Genomic DNA, 16,917 nt, shown 5'->3' with positions numbered 1-16,917 from the left:
TTGCGCTTTTGGAGAGCAGTCATGAACCTGTCCCGGTTTTTCGTCGACCGGCCGATCTTCGCCGGTGTCATCTCGGTCGCGATCTTCCTCGCCGGATTGATTGCCCTCTTTCAGCTTCCGATCTCGGAATATCCCGAGGTCGTGCCGCCGTCGGTCGTGGTGCGGGCGCAATTTCCCGGTGCCAACCCCAAAGTAATCGCGGAAACCGTCGCCACGCCGCTGGAAGAGCAGATCCAAGGCGTCGAGGGCATGCTTTATATGTCCTCGCAGGCGGCGAGCGACGGCCAGCTCACCCTGACGGTGACGTTCAAGCTCGGCACCGATCCGAACCTGGCCCAGCAGCTGGTTCAGAACCGCGTCAACCAGGCATTGCCGCGCCTTCCCGATGTGACGCGCAATCTCGGCGTAACGACGGCCAAGAGCTCGCCCGACCTCACCATGGTCGTGCACCTGATCTCGCCCAACAAACACTACGACACTCTGTATCTGCGAAACTACGCGGTGCTGAACGTCAAGGACCAGCTCGCCAAGATCGACGGCGTCGGTTCGGTCCAGATCTTCGGCTCGGGCGACTACGCCATGCGCCTCTGGCTCAATCCCGACAAGATGGCCGAGCGCTCCATTACCGCCGACGAACTCGTCGCCGCGGTACGGCGGCAGAATGTTCAAGTCGCGGCCGGCGTCATCAACGGCCCGCCCTACGGCAAGAGCGGCGAACTGCAACTGCCGATCAATGCGCAAGGCCGGCTCAGCGACCCCGAGCAGTTCTCCGATATCATCATCAAGCAGGATGGCGGCGTCGTCACGCGCCTGAAGGACGTCGCGCGGGTGGAGATCGACGCCTCCCAGTACGGTCTTCGCTCGCTGCTCGACAATCAGCCTGCGGTGGCCATTCCGATTTTCCAGGCGCCAGGCTCCAACGCCATCCAGATCTCCGACAAGGTCCGTGCCACCATGGCGGAGCTCTCGAAGAATTTCCCGGCCGGCGTCGAGTACCGTATCGTCTACGATCCGACCGTGTTCGTGCGCGGCTCGATCGAAGCCGTGGTGCACACGCTGCTTGAAGCGGTCGCACTGGTCGTCCTCGTCGTCATCCTCTTCCTGCAAACCTGGCGCGCCTCGATCATTCCTTTGCTTGCCGTTCCGGTGTCGATCATCGGCACGTTCGCGGCAATGTATCTGTTCGGCTTCTCGATCAATGCGTTGTCGCTGTTCGGACTGGTTCTCGCCATCGGCATTGTGGTCGACGATGCCATCGTCGTGGTGGAGAACGTTCAGCGCGGCATCGAAGACGGGCTGACGCCGCGCGACGCCACACTGCGCGCCATGCGGGAGGTGACCCGCCCGATCATCGCCATCGCGCTGGTACTGTGCGCAGTGTTCGTGCCGGTGGCGTTCATCTCCGGATTGACGGGGGAGTTCTACCGGCAGTTCGCGCTCACCATCGCGTTCTCGACCATCATTTCGGCGTTCAACTCGCTCACCCTGTCGCCTGCCCTGGCGGCACTGCTGCTCAGATCACCGCATGCACCGAAGGATTGGCTGACCCGCAAGATGGACCGGTTCGGCGGCCCATTGTTCCGCGGCTTCAACCGTATTTTCCATTCGGGCTCCGACCGCTACAGCCGCGGTGTGAACGTCACGCTGCGGCACAAATCGAGGGCGATCATCGTCTATGCGGTGCTGCTCGGCCTCACCTATGTCGGCTTCCAGCTCGTGCCGCCGGGTTTCGTGCCGCTGCAGGACAAACAGTATCTCGTCAGCTTCGCGCAGCTGCCGGAGGGTGCCACGCTCAACCGCACCGAAGCGGTGATCCGGCAGATGTCGGATATCGCTCTCAAGGAGCCGGGCGTGGAAAGCGCCGTGGCCTTCCCCGGCCTTTCCATCAACGGCTTCATTACCAGCCCGTCGGCCGGCATCGTGTTCGTCACGCTGAAGCCGTTCTCGGACCGGCCGGGCTCTAAGCTGTCGGGACAGGCGATCTCGCAAAGTCTGCAAATGAAGTATCTCGGCATCAAGGATGCCATCGTTGCCGTATTCCCGCCGCCACCCGTCCAGGGCCTCGGCCAGATCGGCGGCTTCAAGCTGCAGGTGGAGGACCGCACAGACCAGGGCTACGAGGCTCTCGACGCGGCGATGAAAGCCGTGGCGATGAAAGCACGTCAGGCGCCGGAGCTTGGCGGCGTGTTTTCGAACTTCAACATCGGCGTACCGCAGCTCGATGCCGACCTCGACCGCACCCGCGCGCTGCAGCTCGGCGTTTCGGTGCAGGACGTGTTCGACACCATGCAGATCTATCTGGGTTCGATCTACGTCAACGACTTCAACAAATTCGGCCGTACCTATCAGGTGATCGCGCAGGCCGACGCACCGTTCCGGTCGAATCCCAACGACATCCTGAAGCTCCGCACCAAGAACGCCGCGGGCGAGATGGTCCCGCTCGGTTCGGTCATCAGACTGTCGGAGACGGTGGGACCGGACAGCGCCACCCGCTATAACGGCTTCCGTTCCGCCGATCTCAACGGCGCACCGGCGCCCGGCTATTCGAGCGGCCAGGCCCAGGCGGCGATCACGAAAATCCTCGACGAAACGCTGCCCAAGGGCATGCGGTACGAATGGACCGACCTCACCTACCAGCAGATCCTGGCCGGCAACACGGCTCTCTTGGTCTTTCCTTTGTGCGTTCTGCTCGTTTTCCTGGTGCTGGCGGCACAGTACGAAAGTCTGGTCCTGCCGTTGGCCATTATCCTGATCGTCCCGATGTGCCTGTTCTCGGCCGTCATGGGCGTCTGGCTCACCGGCGGGGACAACAACGTCTTCACCCAGATCGGCCTGTTCGTGCTGATCGGCCTTGCCTCCAAGAACGCCATTCTGATCGTCGAGTTTGCCCGCGATCTTGAACATCAAGGCCGCAGCATCGTGGCAGCGGCCGTGGAAGCGGCGCGGCTGCGGCTACGGCCGATCCTGATGACGTCGTTCGCCTTCATCATGGGCGTGGTACCGCTGGCGCTTTCCACCGGCGCCGGCGCCGAAATGCGCCACGCCATGGGTGTGGCGGTGTTCTTCGGCATGCTGGGCGTGACCTTCTTCGGTCTGTTCCTCACCCCGGTGTTCTATGTGGCGCTCAGAATGCTGGAAGTCCGTTTGACATCACCGGCCCGGCGCGACGCTCCAGGCGGCGCGGTTTCGCCGGCGGAATGAAATCAGCCGGTGACGCGTCTTTTCGTCACCGGTTGGGGAAGTTGGTAAACCGACGCGAGAGCGCTCGCTGCGCCCTCGCGTCATTTCAGGGATTTATCGCACGCGCCGCTCCAAAACGCGCGATATGTCCGAGGATTGCGCCTGATACCATTCGTTACCATCGTGGAAATTTGACGTCTGAGCCCGCACGGACCGCTGATATAGTTAGCTCCATCAGGGGGAAAGAATGGCCGAGGAGCCTTCCGACCGGGCTTATTGGAACAAGCTGCTTAAGCTGGTGATGCGTCACACCCGCGGCCGCGGCGACGCGGAAGATTTGCTGCACAGCGCCTATATCCGCCTGGAGCAGTACCGTGCCGGTCATGCCGTTGATAATCCGAGCGCCTTTCTCCTGCGGACAGCGAGTAATATTGCTATCGATATCCATCGGCACGAGCGACTGTGGGCGCCGGACGACCTCAATCAGGACGTTCAGCGGCCTGACGACGCGCCATTGCAAGATGAGGTAATCGCGGCCCGCGCACGTCTAGCTAGGGTGAAGGAAGGCCTCGCCAGGCTGACGCCGCGGACGCGGGAGATTTTTTTGATGCACCGGCTGCAAGGGATGAAATACCGCGAGATCGCGATTCATCTCGGAATCAGCCAGAGCGCCGTGGAAAAACACATTGCGAAAGCGGCGCTGTTTTTGACCGAATGGACTCGAGATTGGTGATATGGCGTTGGTAACCGATATTTCCCCCGAAATCAGGGCTGAGGCGGCGGCGTGGCTTGCCCGCCTCCGGGCCGACGACAAATGCGCCGACGACGAGACGGCGTTCCGGGCTTGGCTCGCCAGGGACACACGGCATGCCATCGCGTTCGAAAGGGTCACCGAAATCTGGGAAGCTGCAGGAGCGGCTTGGGATGAGCCGATTGCTCTGCCGCGGCGTACCCACCGGCGCGCGGTTCTGGCCGGAGTAGGATCGCTGGCGGCTGCCGGCGTTCTTGTCGCCGTCTGGCAGCAAGCGGCGGCCAGCACGTACGAAACGGGAATTGGCGAACAGAAACATGCTGTTCTTCCAGACGGGACACAGGTTTTCCTGGACGCAGACACCAAGATCCGCGCCCATTTCGACAGCACCACCCGCACCGTGGCTCTGGAACGCGGACGCTGCAATTTCCACCTGCAGGAGAATGACAAGCGCCCATTCGTAGTCGATGCGGCGGCAGATAGGGTGACTGCGCGGCATTGCACGTTCGACATTCGCCGCGACGGAAACGAGGTTTGCGTGGTGCTGACCCAGGGGGCGGCCGAGGTCTCAGCCAACGGCGCCGGGCAGAACTATGCGTTGCGCGCCGGGGACCGCTTCATTGCCGGCGAACATGGCAGCCGCACCGACCGGCCCAATCTGGCGCCTCTGCTGGCCTGGCAAACCGGACAGGTGGTCTTCGACAATGAAGCCATCTCCGACGCTATCCGGGAGATGAACCGGTATTCGGTGGTCAAATTGGCCGTCACCGATGCAACCGTAGCGAGACTGCGGATCAGCGGCGTCTATCGGGTTGGCGATAATGTGGCGTTTGCCCATTCCATTGCCAGCCTGCTTCCGGTCATACTGGAAGTCGAGAAAGATCAGGTCAGGCTTGAGCCGTATCCGGCTCCGGCAAATAGAACCTGACGGCAGGGGAGGCATATGCTGATCATCACTGATCCTCAATCAGGTCAGGCGGATAGTCCGTCTCGAGGGGGCACATGGTCGGGGGCAAAACACCGGGACCTCGTCGGTTAGGACACTGGGCGACGGCAGCGGTGTTGGCGGCCAGCGGAACGCTCGCCTGCGCAGGCGAGGTTCATGTTCCCGCCGAGCCTCTGGCCCAATCGCTCAAGGATATCGCCCATCAAACGGGGGTGAACGTCCTGTTCGCGCCCGAAACCGTGCGCGACCGCCTCGCGGCTGCCGTGAACGGCAAGATGTCTGCCATCGATGCGATCTCCAGTGCCATCGCCGGCTCCGGTCTAGAAGTCGTATCCGACGGCATCGGCGGACTCATCGTCCGCCCGCTTGCTCCAGCCGTTCGCCCGACTGAGCCGGAAGCACCGGAAGCCCTCCCTGAAACACCTCGGGCGGCTACCGTTCGCGAGCCCGAAACCATCATCGTGACCGGCATCCGCGGCTCGCTGGAACGCAATCTCTCCATCAAGCGCAGCGCAGTCGGCCTGATCGACGCCATAACGCACGAAGATACGGGACGTTTTCCGGACGCCAATCTCGCCACCGCGCTGATGCGCGTCCCCGGCGTGACGGTCAATCGTGCCGTGACCAGCCTCAGCGGCATCAACTCCTCGACCGGCGAGCCGACCGAAATCACCGTGCGCGGCTTCGGGCCGACCTTCAACGAAACCCTGTTCGAAGGCCGGAAGATCCCGTCCGGCGTCTCCAATCGCGCCTTCGACTTCTCCGCACTCAATTCCGACCTGGTGCAGGAAGTCGATATCCTCAAGAGTCCCGATCCGTCGCTTTCGGCCGGTGCCATCGGCGCCACCATCAACGTCATCTATCCCAAACCGCTCGATACGCCGGGCCGTCGGCTTGTGGCCTCGGCATCGACCACCTACACGCCGGAAACTGGGCACTTCACGCCCAACGGCAACGTGCTGATCAGCGACACCTTTGCCGGCGGACGCTTCGGCGTGCTTGTGGCTGGGGCGTATGCCGAAACCAAGAGCCGCAGCAATGAAGCCTCGGTGTGGGGCTGGGAGGGCACTTATCTCGATCCGTGCCAGTTCGCCGGAGCGACCCAGACCTGCGGCCCGACGCCGAACCCCGATACATCGCGGCCGGTTTGGTACATTCAGGACTACGGCGTCTATCAGATCCGAAACTGGCAGATGCGGGAGAACGCACTGGCCGTTCTACAGTGGCAGCCATCGGACCGGGTGCAGGCGACGGTCAACGCCAACTTCACGCGCAACGACCTCAAGGAACGGCAGAACGGCTACGCCATCTGGAATAACGCCTCCGAAATGCGGCACGTGACGACGTCCAAGGACGGCACCATTACCGGTTTCGTACGTCCCAACACGCCGACCGATTTCGATGCGCAGATCAACGAACAGGTGCTGCAGAGCTACGATATCGGCGCCAACCTGCGCATCCAGCCGGACGACCATTTCACAATTCTCGCCGATGTCGATCTCGCACTGTCGTCGCTCAATCCGGGCGGACAGCTCGGCGAGTACAGCGCCAATATCGGATACGGCCCTTCGACGCCGACGGGCATCAACGGCAGCGATATCGGCATTTCAGTGGCGGCCGGCGGCAATCACGTTTTGCCTTACTATACGGCGTATGGACCGCACGGTGATGCGGACCGCTTTCTCGATCCCAGTCTGCTGGGGTCGCACGTTGTCGTGATGATCGGCCAGCGCAACCGCTATCTCGTCAATCAGGCCAAACTCGAAGTGAGCTGGGAAGACGAACCGCTGCGGATCGCCGCCGGTTTCCATCACCTCTCCAATCACATGACGCTGGCGAACTATCAGGATTTCGCCAACAACCATTGGCAGGCGTTTTCCGGCTATGGTCCCGCTTCCCACAATACCTATTCGACAGGCGGCGCAGCCGGACTTCCTGCCGGCGTCTCTTTGCCAGCAAACCTGTTCACCGCAAGCTTCTCGACGGCGAATTTCATCTCGGGCTGGCACGGGGCGGACGCCTTGCCGGCGCGCATTCTCAGCTTTGATCCCGTGGCGGTGATCAGCCACATCGAAAGCCTGGGCGATCCCGTGACGCCGACGACGATTCCGGGATTCAATTGGGGCTGCTGCAGCCCGGCCTATCGGGGCAAATTCTCGCTGGCGTTCGACCCGGCCAACTATCAGCGCATCCATGAGGATAATTTCGCAGGCTATCTGGTGGTGACCGGAAGATCCACGGTGAAAGGGCTGTCGCTGCGATATCACGCCGGCCTGCGCGCCGAGTCCACCGACGTCACCTCCGACGGCATCCAGCGCTTGCCTACTGCGCTTTCGGTAATGCCGTCGGATCACACCGCCTTCCAGGTCTCCTACGACTACGAAAAGCCGGTCAGCAATCACCGGAGTTATTATTACATACTACCCAATATCGATCTTACCCTGGAACTCAGTGATGCGGTCGATGTCCGGCTCAGCGCCTCGCGCACGCTGACGAGGCCGCCGCTGAACTATCTCACGCCGATCATGAACCTGACGGCGTCCGAACGTGTCGGCTCGCTGGTGGCAACCGGCGGCAATTCGGACCTGGAGCCATACCTATCGGATAACGTCGATCTCGCGACGGACTGGTATTACGCGCCGAATTCGTACATTTCGATCAACAGCTTCTTCAAAAACGTGACCAATTTCATCGTCTCGAGCGCCAAAGCCCAGACGATCAACAACGTCATCGACCCGACAACCGGTGCGCCGGCGATCTTCCGGATCTCATCCTACATCAACGGACCGACCGCCCATGTCTACGGCCTAGAGGTGGCGTTGCAGCACGTGTTCGGCGACACCGGCTTCGGCTTTCAAGTCAACGGCACGCTGGTCGGTTCCAACAAGCCCTACGATCCGCACGACCTTACCACCAGCGGGTTCGCAGTGACGGGATTGGCCGATTCCGCCAATCTGATCGCATTTTACGACAAGGGCGGATTTGAGATTCGCATCGCAGCCAACTGGCGCGACAGCTATCTCGATCATTTCGGACAACAGCAGAACTATTCCGCTTTCGGTGCCGAACCCACCTTTGTCGACACGAGCTGGAATATCGATATGTCGACCAGCTATGCCCTGAGCGACAACATCGACGTCTATTGCGAGGTGATGAACGTCCTCAATTCGACCTACTCGACCCGCGGACGCTTCGCCGAGCAAGTCCTCGATGTGGTCGATTACGGCCGCCGCATTACTGTCGGCTTGCACTACCGGATGTGAGCTCCGCCGGACATGCGCCGCGGCGCATTTTCCGCAGAGGGTCAGCCGCGTGCCAATTCCTCGGCCCGCGCCTTGGCGGCAGCGACCGCCCGCGCGATCACATCCGGCAAACCGTTGGCGGCCTGCAAATGCTTCAATGCCGCTTCCGTGGTGCCACCCGGCGTGGCGACATCGCGGATCAGGGCAGCAACATCGCGTGTGTCGGCCTCGAGCAAGGCCCCCGCTCCGGTCACGGTCGCCCGTGCCAAACGGGCCGCAACCGCCGGCGGCAGCCCGGCCGCTTCGCCCGCTTTGGCCAGGGCCTCAACAACAGCGAAAATATAGGCGGGCCCCGAACCCGACACGGCTGTGACCGCATCGATCATGGTTTCCTCGTCCAGCCACACCGTCTGACCGATGGAAGCAATTAGCGTCTGAGCAAATTCGCGGTCGGCCGCCGATACGCCAGGGACGGCGTACAGCCCAGAGACACCCTTGCCGATCGCACCGGGCGTGTTCGGCATGACGCGCACGATGGACGCGTTTTCGCCCCAAGCACGATGCAGCAATGCGGTATCGGTGCCGGCGGCGATGGAAATCATCAATGTCCCGGTGCTCGCGATCGTTTCGAGCTTGGCAGCTTCGGTGCGGACGATATGCGGCTTCAGGGCCACCACGGCAGCGCGCCATTTGCCGACCGGTACGGCGTCCAGCGCCGGCACGATCTTGACGCAAGTCTCCTTTAACGCGTCGGACGGATTGGGCTCGACGGCAGTGATCGGACCGAGGCCTACCCGTGTCCAGCCGCGGATCAGGGCCGTGCCCATTTTTCCCGCGCCGACGATGAGAATTGGCGTGCCCATATCAACCTCCGTGAATCATCGTCCTCTTCAGACGGAAGAGGATCGCACACTCTGATCGATTCCGATTCACGCTTCTAGAGCCGGCTAGGCTTGGCCTTGGCACTCCAGGATGGCAGCGGCCACGGCCTCTTGGGCCGACTTGCCGCCCCAGAGCACGAACTGGAACGCCGGGTAATAATGCTCGCAGGCCTCCAGCGCCAGATTGAGCAGGCATTCCATCTGCGAAGCCGAGGCGTGCGCCTCGGGGAAGATCATCGCGTGGCGGAAAACAATGGTGCCGTCCTCGGGCCACAGGTCGAAATGGCCGATCCACAGGCGGGCATTGATGTACATCAACAGGGCGGCGATATCGACGAGGCGGGTTTCGCCTTTGACGCGCATGTCGAACGCGCTCGAAAGATGCAGCGAGGCCAGATCTTCGCGCCAGGTAAAGCTGAAATGATGGTCCGACCAGCGTCCCGCCACCGATAGATTGAGCTCGTCGGCACCGGCGCGCTCGTACGCCCAGCCGTTCTCCTCCACCGTCCGCTCGAGAAGATCGAGCGGATGCGGCCGGCTGATGGATTGTTCCTGGTGGATGACCGTCATTAACCAGACTCCAGGCGCGACGCAAAACGAAGCAGTTGCGGGCCAAGCTGCCACAACATTTTGCGCAAGCACAAGAGTCTGACTCAAACCGTCATGGGACGGATTCCGCTATTCACAGTTTTCGGGCGGCACCGATTCAGCGGCGGCTCCGCGGCGCGACATCACGGAGTCGTGCGCCGCTCCAGCGCTTCGAGGCGGCGGGCCAGGGCTTCATTTTCCTCCCGCGCCTTGGCGGCCATCGCCTTGACGGCTTCGAATTCGTCGCGGCGGACCAGATCCATGTCGGCAATCAGCTTTTCGAAGCGTTGTTTCAAGAAGGATTCGAATTCGCTTTTTGCCCCTTGCGCCGCACCGGCAGCATCGGTGAAGAGCCTGGCAAGGCCGTCGAGGAAGGGATTGTCGTTCTGCATCGGCATATGTCCTTGTTCCGACTCTAATATCTGCTAGTGCGTCCCTGTTACGGGAGCTTCACCGAAGCCTTCTTGACAGACCAAGGCGAAGCAGCGCGTGGTAACCTCAATGCTAGACTATCCCGAGTTCAATCCGGTCGCCATCCAGCTTGGTCCGTTCGCGGTCCGCTGGTACGCCCTGTCCTATATCGCCGGGCTGCTTTCCGCCTGGTGGCTGATCGTGAAAATGCTGGCGCAGAAGTCGCTGTGGCGGCGGGCGCCCTTCGACGGCAAGCCACCGGCCACGGCCGAAGACATCGGCGATCTGTTCGTCTGGGCCACGCTCGGCGTCGTCATCGGCGGCCGGCTCGGCTACGACCTGTTCTACGGCATTTTCTACTGCGGCTTCTGGCCCGGCGGACGCGACTGCGGCGGATTGCCGATGGCCTACCTTACCAATCCGCTCAACCTCCTCGCCTATTGGGAACCGAGTTCGCTCCATCTGTTCGGGCAGACGTTCCATATCTACATGCCGCGCCTTCTGGGTATGTCGTTCCACGGCGGCCTGATCGGCGTCGCGCTCGCGGTGGTTCTGTTCGCCCGCCGCCGCAAACTCAACATCCTGGCGATCGGCGATCTCGCCTGTTCGGTTGCGCCCATCGGGCTGTTCTTCGGCCGCATCGCCAATTTCATCAACGGCGAGCTGTGGGGCAAGGTCACCGACTCGCCGCTCGGCATGGTGTTCTGCAGCCGCAACCTGTACGCGCTCTATCGCGGTTGCCCGGCTGGACTGGAGCCGCGCTATCCGAGCCAGCTCATCGAAGCCTTCACCGAAGGCATCCTCTTGTTCGCGGCGCTGCAATGGGCGATCCGGCGGTTTCATCTGCACGAACGTCCCGGCCTCGTCACCGGACTGTTCTTCGCCGGATACGGGTTGGCGCGCGCCTCATCCGAATTCTTCCGTGACTCGGAGTCTATGATCGCAGGCTGGTTCAGCATGGGCATGCTGCTTTCGATACCCATGTGGGCGGCCGCGGCGTTGTTTATCTGGATCGCATACAAAAAGCCCGAATGGGGCAGGAGGCCGTCATGAATCCGCTCGCCACCAAAATTGCCCGTTGGATCGAGTCCCAAGGCCCGATTTCGGTCGCCCAGTACATGAACCTCTGCCAGTTCGACGCCGAAGGCGGTTCCTATACCGCGCGCCAGACGATCGGACGGGATTTCATCACCTCGCCCGAGGTGAGCCAGACCTTTGGCGAGATGCTGGGCTTGTGGGTCGCACAGACCTGGTATGACCAAGGCCGTCCAGCCAATCCCCGCCTGATCGAGATGGGACCGGGGCGCGGCACATTGATGGCCGACGCACTGCGCGCCATTACGGCAGCAGCACCCGAGTTCCTTGCCGTGGCGGAGATCGTGCTGGTGGAAGCGAGCCCCGCGCTGATGACCATGCAACGTGAGAAGCTGAAACTGACCAGCGCCGATATTGCCTGGCACGAACGCTTCGACGACGCTCTCACCGACCGGCCGCTTTATCTCATCGCCAACGAGTTCTTCGATTGCCTGCCGGTGCATCAGTACGTGAAAACGGAACGCGGCTGGTGCGAGCGGATGGTGGGAAACAAGGACGGCGCCCTCACTTTCGCCCTCAATCCCGATCCCGTCCCCAATTCCGCGACGCTGCTGCCGCCGAGCCGCGGCACCGCCAAGGATGGGGCCGTTTACGAGGTCTCGCCGGCAGCACTTGCCCTGGCGGAAGAGATCGGACGTGCCGTCGCCAAGCAGGGCGGCGGTGCTCTGATCATGGACTATGGCTACGATTCGGCCGGCTTCGGCGACACGTTGCAGGCGGTTGCCAACGGCAAACCCGCAGACGTGCTCAACGAGCCGGGCGACAGCGATCTGTCGGCGCACGTCGACTTCCTCGCCCTGGCGCGGGCGGCTGCAGCCGGCGGTGCGGCGGTGTACGGGCCCACCACCCAGTGCAACTTCCTGGCCGATCTCGGCATCGGCGAGCGCGGCGAGCGGCTGATCAAGTCGAACCCCACCGACGCAAGGGACATCGCGATCGCCATCGACCGGCTGGTCAATCCGGCCGAGATGGGCGCCCTCTTCAAGGCGCTGGTGCTGGTCGCCCAAGGCGCCCCCAAGCCGCCGGGATTCGGGTTCGGCTGATGCTGGTCCTTAAGGCGGAGAACCTGAAGGCCCCGCGTCTTGCTCACGGCTTCTTCGGCCGGCCGGGCGGCGTGTCGACCGGCCTCTATGCCGGGCTCAATTGCGGGCCCGGCTCGGGCGACGACCGCGCCGCGGTGATCGAGAACCAGCGCCGTGCGATGGAGGCCCTCGGCGGCGCGACGCTCGTCACCTGTTATCAGGTCCATAGCGCCATCGCCGTGACCGTCACGGCGCCGTGGGACATCGGCGACGGCCCGCACGCCGACGCCATGGCGACCAACGTGCCGCATATCGCGCTCGGCATCCTCACCGCCGACTGCGCCCCGGTGCTGCTGGCCGATGCCGAGGCCGGCGTAATCGGCGCCGCCCATGCCGGATGGAAAGGCGCCATCGGCGGCGTCACCGACGCCGTCATCGCCGCCATGGAAACCCTCGGCGCTACGCGGTCGCGCATCGCCGCCGCCATCGGACCGTGCATCGCGCAAACCTCGTACGAAGTGGATGCCGGCTTCCGGACGCGCTTCCTGGATGCCGCGGCGGATAATGACGCCTTCTTCACGCCAGGCGCCCGCGACGGCCATTACCACTTCGCGCTCGAATCCTATGTGGTGCGCCGCCTCGCCGCGGCCGGTGTTAGCGTTATCCACCCGCTCCGCTGCGACACCTATGCCGACTCGCAAAGCTTTTTCAGCTTCCGCCGAGCCACACACCGGGGCGAAAAGGACTACGGCCGCAACCTTTCGGCCATCGTGCTCACAGAGGAAGTGTGACGGGAATCGGGCACGCACGCGATTCGTGCAATTTGTGAAGTCCGATTCAGCGGCCGTAAACGACTTCCCACCGCTATTCGCGGCAACACTCGCATAAATCCCTGCGGCGATTGCGGCGCGAGACACAGAATCGGGTTTACCCACCCCCCCTCGCTTGCTACAAGCCCGGTCATCACGACGTCACAAAAGGGGTGCGCGGGGCCATGGTCGACACGAATTCGACTTCCGGCATGAAACTGCTCGCGGGCAATTCCAATCGCGCCCTGGCAGACGCAATCTCGCAATATCTCAAGATCCCGCTGACGAAAGCCGCCGTGCGCCGCTTCGCAGACATGGAGATCTTCGTCGAAATCCAGGAAAACGTCCGCGGCGAGGACATGTTCGTCATCCAATCGACGAGCTTTCCCGCCAACGACAACCTGATGGAACTTTTGATCATCATCGACGCGCTGAAGCGGTCTTCGGCCCGACGCATCACGGCGGTGCTGCCGTATTTCGGTTATGCCCGGCAGGACCGCAAAGCCGGTCCCCGCACGCCGATCTCGGCCAAGCTGGTGGCGAACCTGATCACCGAAGCGGGCGCATCCCGCGTCCTCACGGTCGATCTCCACGCCGGCCAGATCCAGGGCTTCTTCGACATCCCGACCGACAACCTGTTCGCGATGCCGGTGATCGTGAAGGACGTGAAGGACGCACTCGGCCAGGGCGATCACCTGATGGTGGTCTCGCCGGACGTCGGCGGCGTGGTCCGCGCCCGTGCGCTGGCCAAACGTCTCGGCTGCGATCTTGCCATCGTCGACAAACGCCGCGAACGCGCCGGCGTGTCGGAAGTGATGAACATCATCGGCAATCCGTCGGGACGCTCCTGCATCCTGATCGACGACATCGTCGATTCCGCCGGCACCATCTGCAATGCCGCCGAAGCGCTGGTGAAGGCCGGGGCCAAGGAAGTGTTCGCCTATGCCACCCACGGGGTTCTGTCGGGCGGCGCGGTAGCGCGCATCCAGGGTTCGGCTCTGAAATCGATGGTGGTGACCGATTCGATCGGCCCGACGCCCGACGTGATGAAGTGCCCGAACATCCGGCGCATTTCGATCGCGCCCTTGATCGGCGAAGCCATGAACCGCATCAGCCAGGAATCGAGCGTCTCCAGCCTGTTCGACTGACGCTTTCGCCTTGATGCGGACGCGGGCACAGATACGCCGCGTGACGCCGTCATTCATAAATGAGGCAGGTGATCCGCCGCGGCGGCAGTGTTCTGCGCGCCGCCAAAACCGCTTCGGCAGCGGCAATCGCAGCTTTCATGCGGGCGATGTGGAGCCGCACATTCTTCAGCAATGCCTTCGCTTCCGCCCGTTCCGGCTTGAACGCATTACGATTGCCAAATGGCGCCCCAACCTTGTTCGGGCGCCCGGCCGGTGCGGTCTTGGCCGAGCCTGCGGCCGATTCGGCAACATAATTGTTATGCGCGGTATGGACGGGGGGAGGGGGTACCCCCTCCCCTATCCGGCGGCGTTCATCATCGAATCCGCGCGTTCCTGCGGGCCGACGGCGCGCGCGGCGGCGCATCGCTTCGATCAGAAGCGACGGAACCTGGGTTTCGGCGAGTGCGAACGCGGTCATGCTGCATCAAACGAACAGACTCATTTTCTATGTGGGTATTCGCTGCCGGTGTGTAAAGCGAACCGCGACGCACTCGCAGAAAAACGGCATTCGTAATCAAACAGCCAGGATTTGCCGGATCGTGTCGCCAAGCGGCGTCGTCGGACGGCCGATCAACCGCGACAGCACATGGCCATCGTCGAACAGGGCACCCTTCGCTGCGGCGACGTCCATCGAGGCGTAGGCTTCGGCCCACACCGGCGGCAGACCGGCGCCTTCCAGAGCCTTGGCGAATTCGGCCGGAGGAAGATCGGAATAGGGAATGGTCTTGCCGCTCTGCCGCGACAGTTCGGCGGCCAGTTCAGCGAGCGTATAGGCGGTGTCGCCCGCCAATTCATACGTGCGGCCCGCATGGCCTTCGCCGGTCAACACGACGACGGCAGCCTCGGCGTAATCGGCACGGGCAGCCGATGCGATCCGTCCGTCGCGCGCGCTGCCGATAAAGGCCCCGTTCTTGAGCGCGACCGGAATCGAGGCGGTGTAGTTCTCGGTGTACCAGCCGTTGCGCAAAATCACGAACGGCACGCCCGATGCCTTCAACGCCGTTTCGGTGGCGGCATGTTCGGGGCCGAGGTCCAACGGCGTGGTATCGGCCCGCAACAGACTCGTATAGGCGATCAGCTCAACGCCCGCTTTTTTGGCGGCCGCGATCACGGCGCGATGCTGGGTCGCGCGTTTGCCGAGTTCGTTGCCGGAAATCAGAAGCAGTTTGTCGATGCCGGCGAGCGCCTCCGGCAGCGTTTCCGGCGTATCGTAATCGAAACGGCGCACCGCAACGCCGAGATCGGCACCCTTGGCGGGATCGCGGGCGAGCGCAACGACGGCTGCATGTTTCTTGAGGGCGGAAATCACCAAACGGCCGAGATGGCCGGTCGCGCCGGTCACGGCAATGGTCATGGTCGAAGCTCCTTGTTCTCTGAAGTCGACCGGCTATATAAGGGGCACAATTACGGAAAGTAAGTACCAACAAAAATGTAAGCTTCGAGATTCCGGACGGACGGCCATGACAACGTTAACGGCGAAACTCAAGCGCGGCGATCTGATGGCCGAGGAATGTCCCTCGCGCGCGGTCTTGAAACATCTGACCAGCCGCTGGGGCGTTCTGGTTCTGATCGTGCTGCAATCCGGCACCCATCGTTTCAGCGCCCTGCGCAAGAAGATCGGCGGCGTCAGCGAGCGCATGCTGGCCGAAACCCTGCAAGGCCTGGAAACCGACGGCATGGTGCTGCGCACCGATCACCACGAAGTACCGCCGCACGTCGATTACCGGCTGACGCCGCTGGGCCGCGAGGCGGCGGAAAAAGTCGCGGCCCTCGCCGATTGGATCGAAGAAAGCCTGCCCCGCATCGCCAAACACTGGCCGCTCAAGAAGGCGGGGTAGCGGGCGAGAGAATTCCGATCGAGCGCAGCCATTGTTCGGCCAGCGCCGGCCAGTGCGTGACCGGCATTGCGGTGGGCCTCAGGCCGAACGCGTGACCGCCGTGCAAAAAGAGGTGAATCTCGACCGGCACTTTGGCCTGCTTCAGCGCCAGGAAATAGGTAATCGCATTGCGGACATCGTCCATGGGATCGTCTTCGGCCTGGACGATGAGAGTCGGCGGCGCGCTACTTACCACTTGATCGAACGACATCAGCTTGAGGTCGTTTGGATCGAACGGGGCCGTCCGTTCGCCGCCCCACAGATGGCCGGGATAGAGCGCAATGGCAAAGTCCGGCCGCGCGCTTTCCTTATCGGCGGCGTCCACCGCCGCATAATTGCGGCCCGTCGCGTTGCTGATCGCCGTCACCAGATGGCCGCCTGCCGAAAACCCGACGACGCCGATCTTGTGCGGATCGATTCCGAGGCTCGCCGCGCGCTGGCGCAACAGGCCCATGGCGCGCTCGGCATCCTGCAACGCCATGAAGGGCTCCAGCTGGCGCTCGCACTTGCAGTCGGCAAAGTGCCGCTCCTGCGGGACGCGGTATTTCAGGACGGCACAGGTGATGCCGATGGAGGTTGCCCAATCGCAGACTTCCGTACCTTCGATATCGATCGCCAGCGCGCCGTAGCCGCCGCCGGGAAAGACCAGAAGCGCCGCGCCGGTATTGCGTCCTTTGGCCGGAAAAATCGTCATGGTCGGCCGCGAGACATCGACGATGGCGGCGTAAGGACGGCCGGCGACCAGCTTGCTTTTCCGGTACAGGGTCTCCGCGCCCTGCACCTGCGGATTGCCGATGGCGAGTTTTTCGGGCCAGAGCGGGATTTGCGGCTCGGACGGTTGCCAAATCTCCGCCGCCGCGTTGCCAGCCAATGCAATCAACGCACAAAGAGCAAAGACCGAAACCTTCATTGCCGCCCCCCGGTTCAG

At 62.7% G+C, this 16,917-nt stretch carries 15 protein-coding genes; 9 read left to right on the top strand and 6 right to left on the bottom strand.

Going from position 1 to position 16,917, the window contains the following annotated elements:
* Positions 1-21: 21 nt before the first annotated feature.
* From FHS84_RS14925 to FHS84_RS14910, 4 genes are all read left to right on the top strand, one after another.
* Complete coding sequence (locus FHS84_RS14925) at positions 22-3,201, top strand: efflux RND transporter permease subunit (protein ID WP_166935721.1); 3,180 nt, start codon at positions 22-24, stop codon at positions 3,199-3,201.
* Positions 3,202-3,427: 226 nt separating this feature from the next.
* The gene (locus FHS84_RS14920) at positions 3,428-3,913 is read left to right on the top strand and encodes an RNA polymerase sigma factor (RefSeq protein WP_166935719.1); all 486 of its coding nucleotides are present in this window, start codon (positions 3,428-3,430) and stop codon (positions 3,911-3,913) included.
* 1 nt (position 3,914) lies between these two features.
* Positions 3,915-4,859 (top strand): FecR family protein, encoded by a 945-nt coding sequence (locus FHS84_RS14915; RefSeq protein ID WP_166935717.1) that lies wholly within the window; start codon positions 3,915-3,917, stop codon positions 4,857-4,859.
* 74 nt (positions 4,860-4,933) lie between these two features.
* Entirely contained in the window at positions 4,934-8,140 is a 3,207-nt protein-coding gene (locus tag FHS84_RS14910) for a TonB-dependent receptor (RefSeq protein ID WP_166935715.1), read from the top strand.
* Between the two features lie 41 nt (positions 8,141-8,181).
* Here the strand turns inward: FHS84_RS14910 and proC are convergent, their stop codons facing one another.
* From proC to FHS84_RS14895, 3 genes are all read right to left on the bottom strand, one after another.
* A complete protein-coding gene (gene proC, locus FHS84_RS14905) occupies positions 8,182-8,982 on the bottom strand; it encodes a pyrroline-5-carboxylate reductase (protein WP_166935713.1) in 801 nt (266 codons plus the stop codon).
* Between the two features lie 84 nt (positions 8,983-9,066).
* Positions 9,067-9,570, bottom strand: a complete 504-nt coding sequence (locus FHS84_RS14900; RefSeq protein WP_166935711.1) for a type III secretion system chaperone family protein — start codon at positions 9,568-9,570, stop codon at positions 9,067-9,069.
* 161 nt (positions 9,571-9,731) lie between these two features.
* Positions 9,732-9,980, bottom strand: coding sequence for an accessory factor UbiK family protein (locus tag FHS84_RS14895; RefSeq protein WP_166935709.1), 249 nt, complete (start codon positions 9,978-9,980; stop codon positions 9,732-9,734).
* A 109-nt stretch (positions 9,981-10,089) separates the two neighbouring features.
* On the opposite strand from FHS84_RS14895, the gene lgt reads away from it, so the two are divergent.
* The 4 genes from lgt (at position 10,090) to FHS84_RS14875 (ending at position 14,073) form a co-directional block, all read left to right on the top strand.
* A complete protein-coding gene (gene lgt / locus FHS84_RS14890) occupies positions 10,090-11,052 on the top strand; it encodes a prolipoprotein diacylglyceryl transferase (RefSeq protein ID WP_166935707.1) in 963 nt (320 codons plus the stop codon).
* Positions 11,049-12,137, top strand: coding sequence for a class I SAM-dependent methyltransferase (locus FHS84_RS14885; RefSeq protein ID WP_166935705.1), 1,089 nt, complete (start codon positions 11,049-11,051; stop codon positions 12,135-12,137). The genes lgt and FHS84_RS14885 overlap by 4 nt, the downstream gene beginning before the upstream one ends.
* A complete protein-coding gene (gene pgeF, locus FHS84_RS14880) occupies positions 12,137-12,907 on the top strand; it encodes a peptidoglycan editing factor PgeF (RefSeq protein ID WP_166935703.1) in 771 nt (256 codons plus the stop codon). The genes FHS84_RS14885 and pgeF overlap by 1 nt, the downstream gene beginning before the upstream one ends.
* A 230-nt stretch (positions 12,908-13,137) precedes the next feature.
* Positions 13,138-14,073, top strand: a complete 936-nt coding sequence (locus FHS84_RS14875) for a ribose-phosphate diphosphokinase (protein WP_166936007.1) — start codon at positions 13,138-13,140, stop codon at positions 14,071-14,073.
* 49 nt (positions 14,074-14,122) lie between these two features.
* Here the strand turns inward: FHS84_RS14875 and FHS84_RS14870 are convergent, their stop codons facing one another.
* Positions 14,123-14,530 (bottom strand): hypothetical protein, encoded by a 408-nt coding sequence (locus FHS84_RS14870; protein WP_166935701.1) that lies wholly within the window; start codon positions 14,528-14,530, stop codon positions 14,123-14,125.
* Positions 14,531-14,626: 96 nt separating this feature from the next.
* Entirely contained in the window at positions 14,627-15,466 is an 840-nt protein-coding gene (locus tag FHS84_RS14865; protein WP_166935699.1) for an SDR family oxidoreductase, read from the bottom strand.
* Between the two features lie 106 nt (positions 15,467-15,572).
* On the opposite strand from FHS84_RS14865, the gene FHS84_RS14860 reads away from it, so the two are divergent.
* Entirely contained in the window at positions 15,573-15,950 is a 378-nt protein-coding gene (locus FHS84_RS14860) for a winged helix-turn-helix transcriptional regulator (RefSeq protein WP_166935697.1), read from the top strand.
* On the opposite strand, the gene FHS84_RS14855 is transcribed toward FHS84_RS14860, so the two are convergent.
* Positions 15,934-16,899 (bottom strand): alpha/beta hydrolase, encoded by a 966-nt coding sequence (locus FHS84_RS14855; RefSeq protein ID WP_166935695.1) that lies wholly within the window; start codon positions 16,897-16,899, stop codon positions 15,934-15,936. The two genes, FHS84_RS14860 and FHS84_RS14855, sit on opposite strands and share 17 nt — an antisense overlap.
* Between the last annotated feature and the right edge of the window lie 18 nt (positions 16,900-16,917).

Source organism: Rhizomicrobium electricum (genome assembly GCF_011762045.1).
In the GTDB taxonomy this organism is placed as follows: Bacteria; Pseudomonadota; Alphaproteobacteria; order Micropepsales; family Micropepsaceae; genus Rhizomicrobium; species Rhizomicrobium electricum.
Note: the sequence above shows the minus strand (reverse complement) of the source record. Positions and strands in the feature narration are given on the sequence as shown.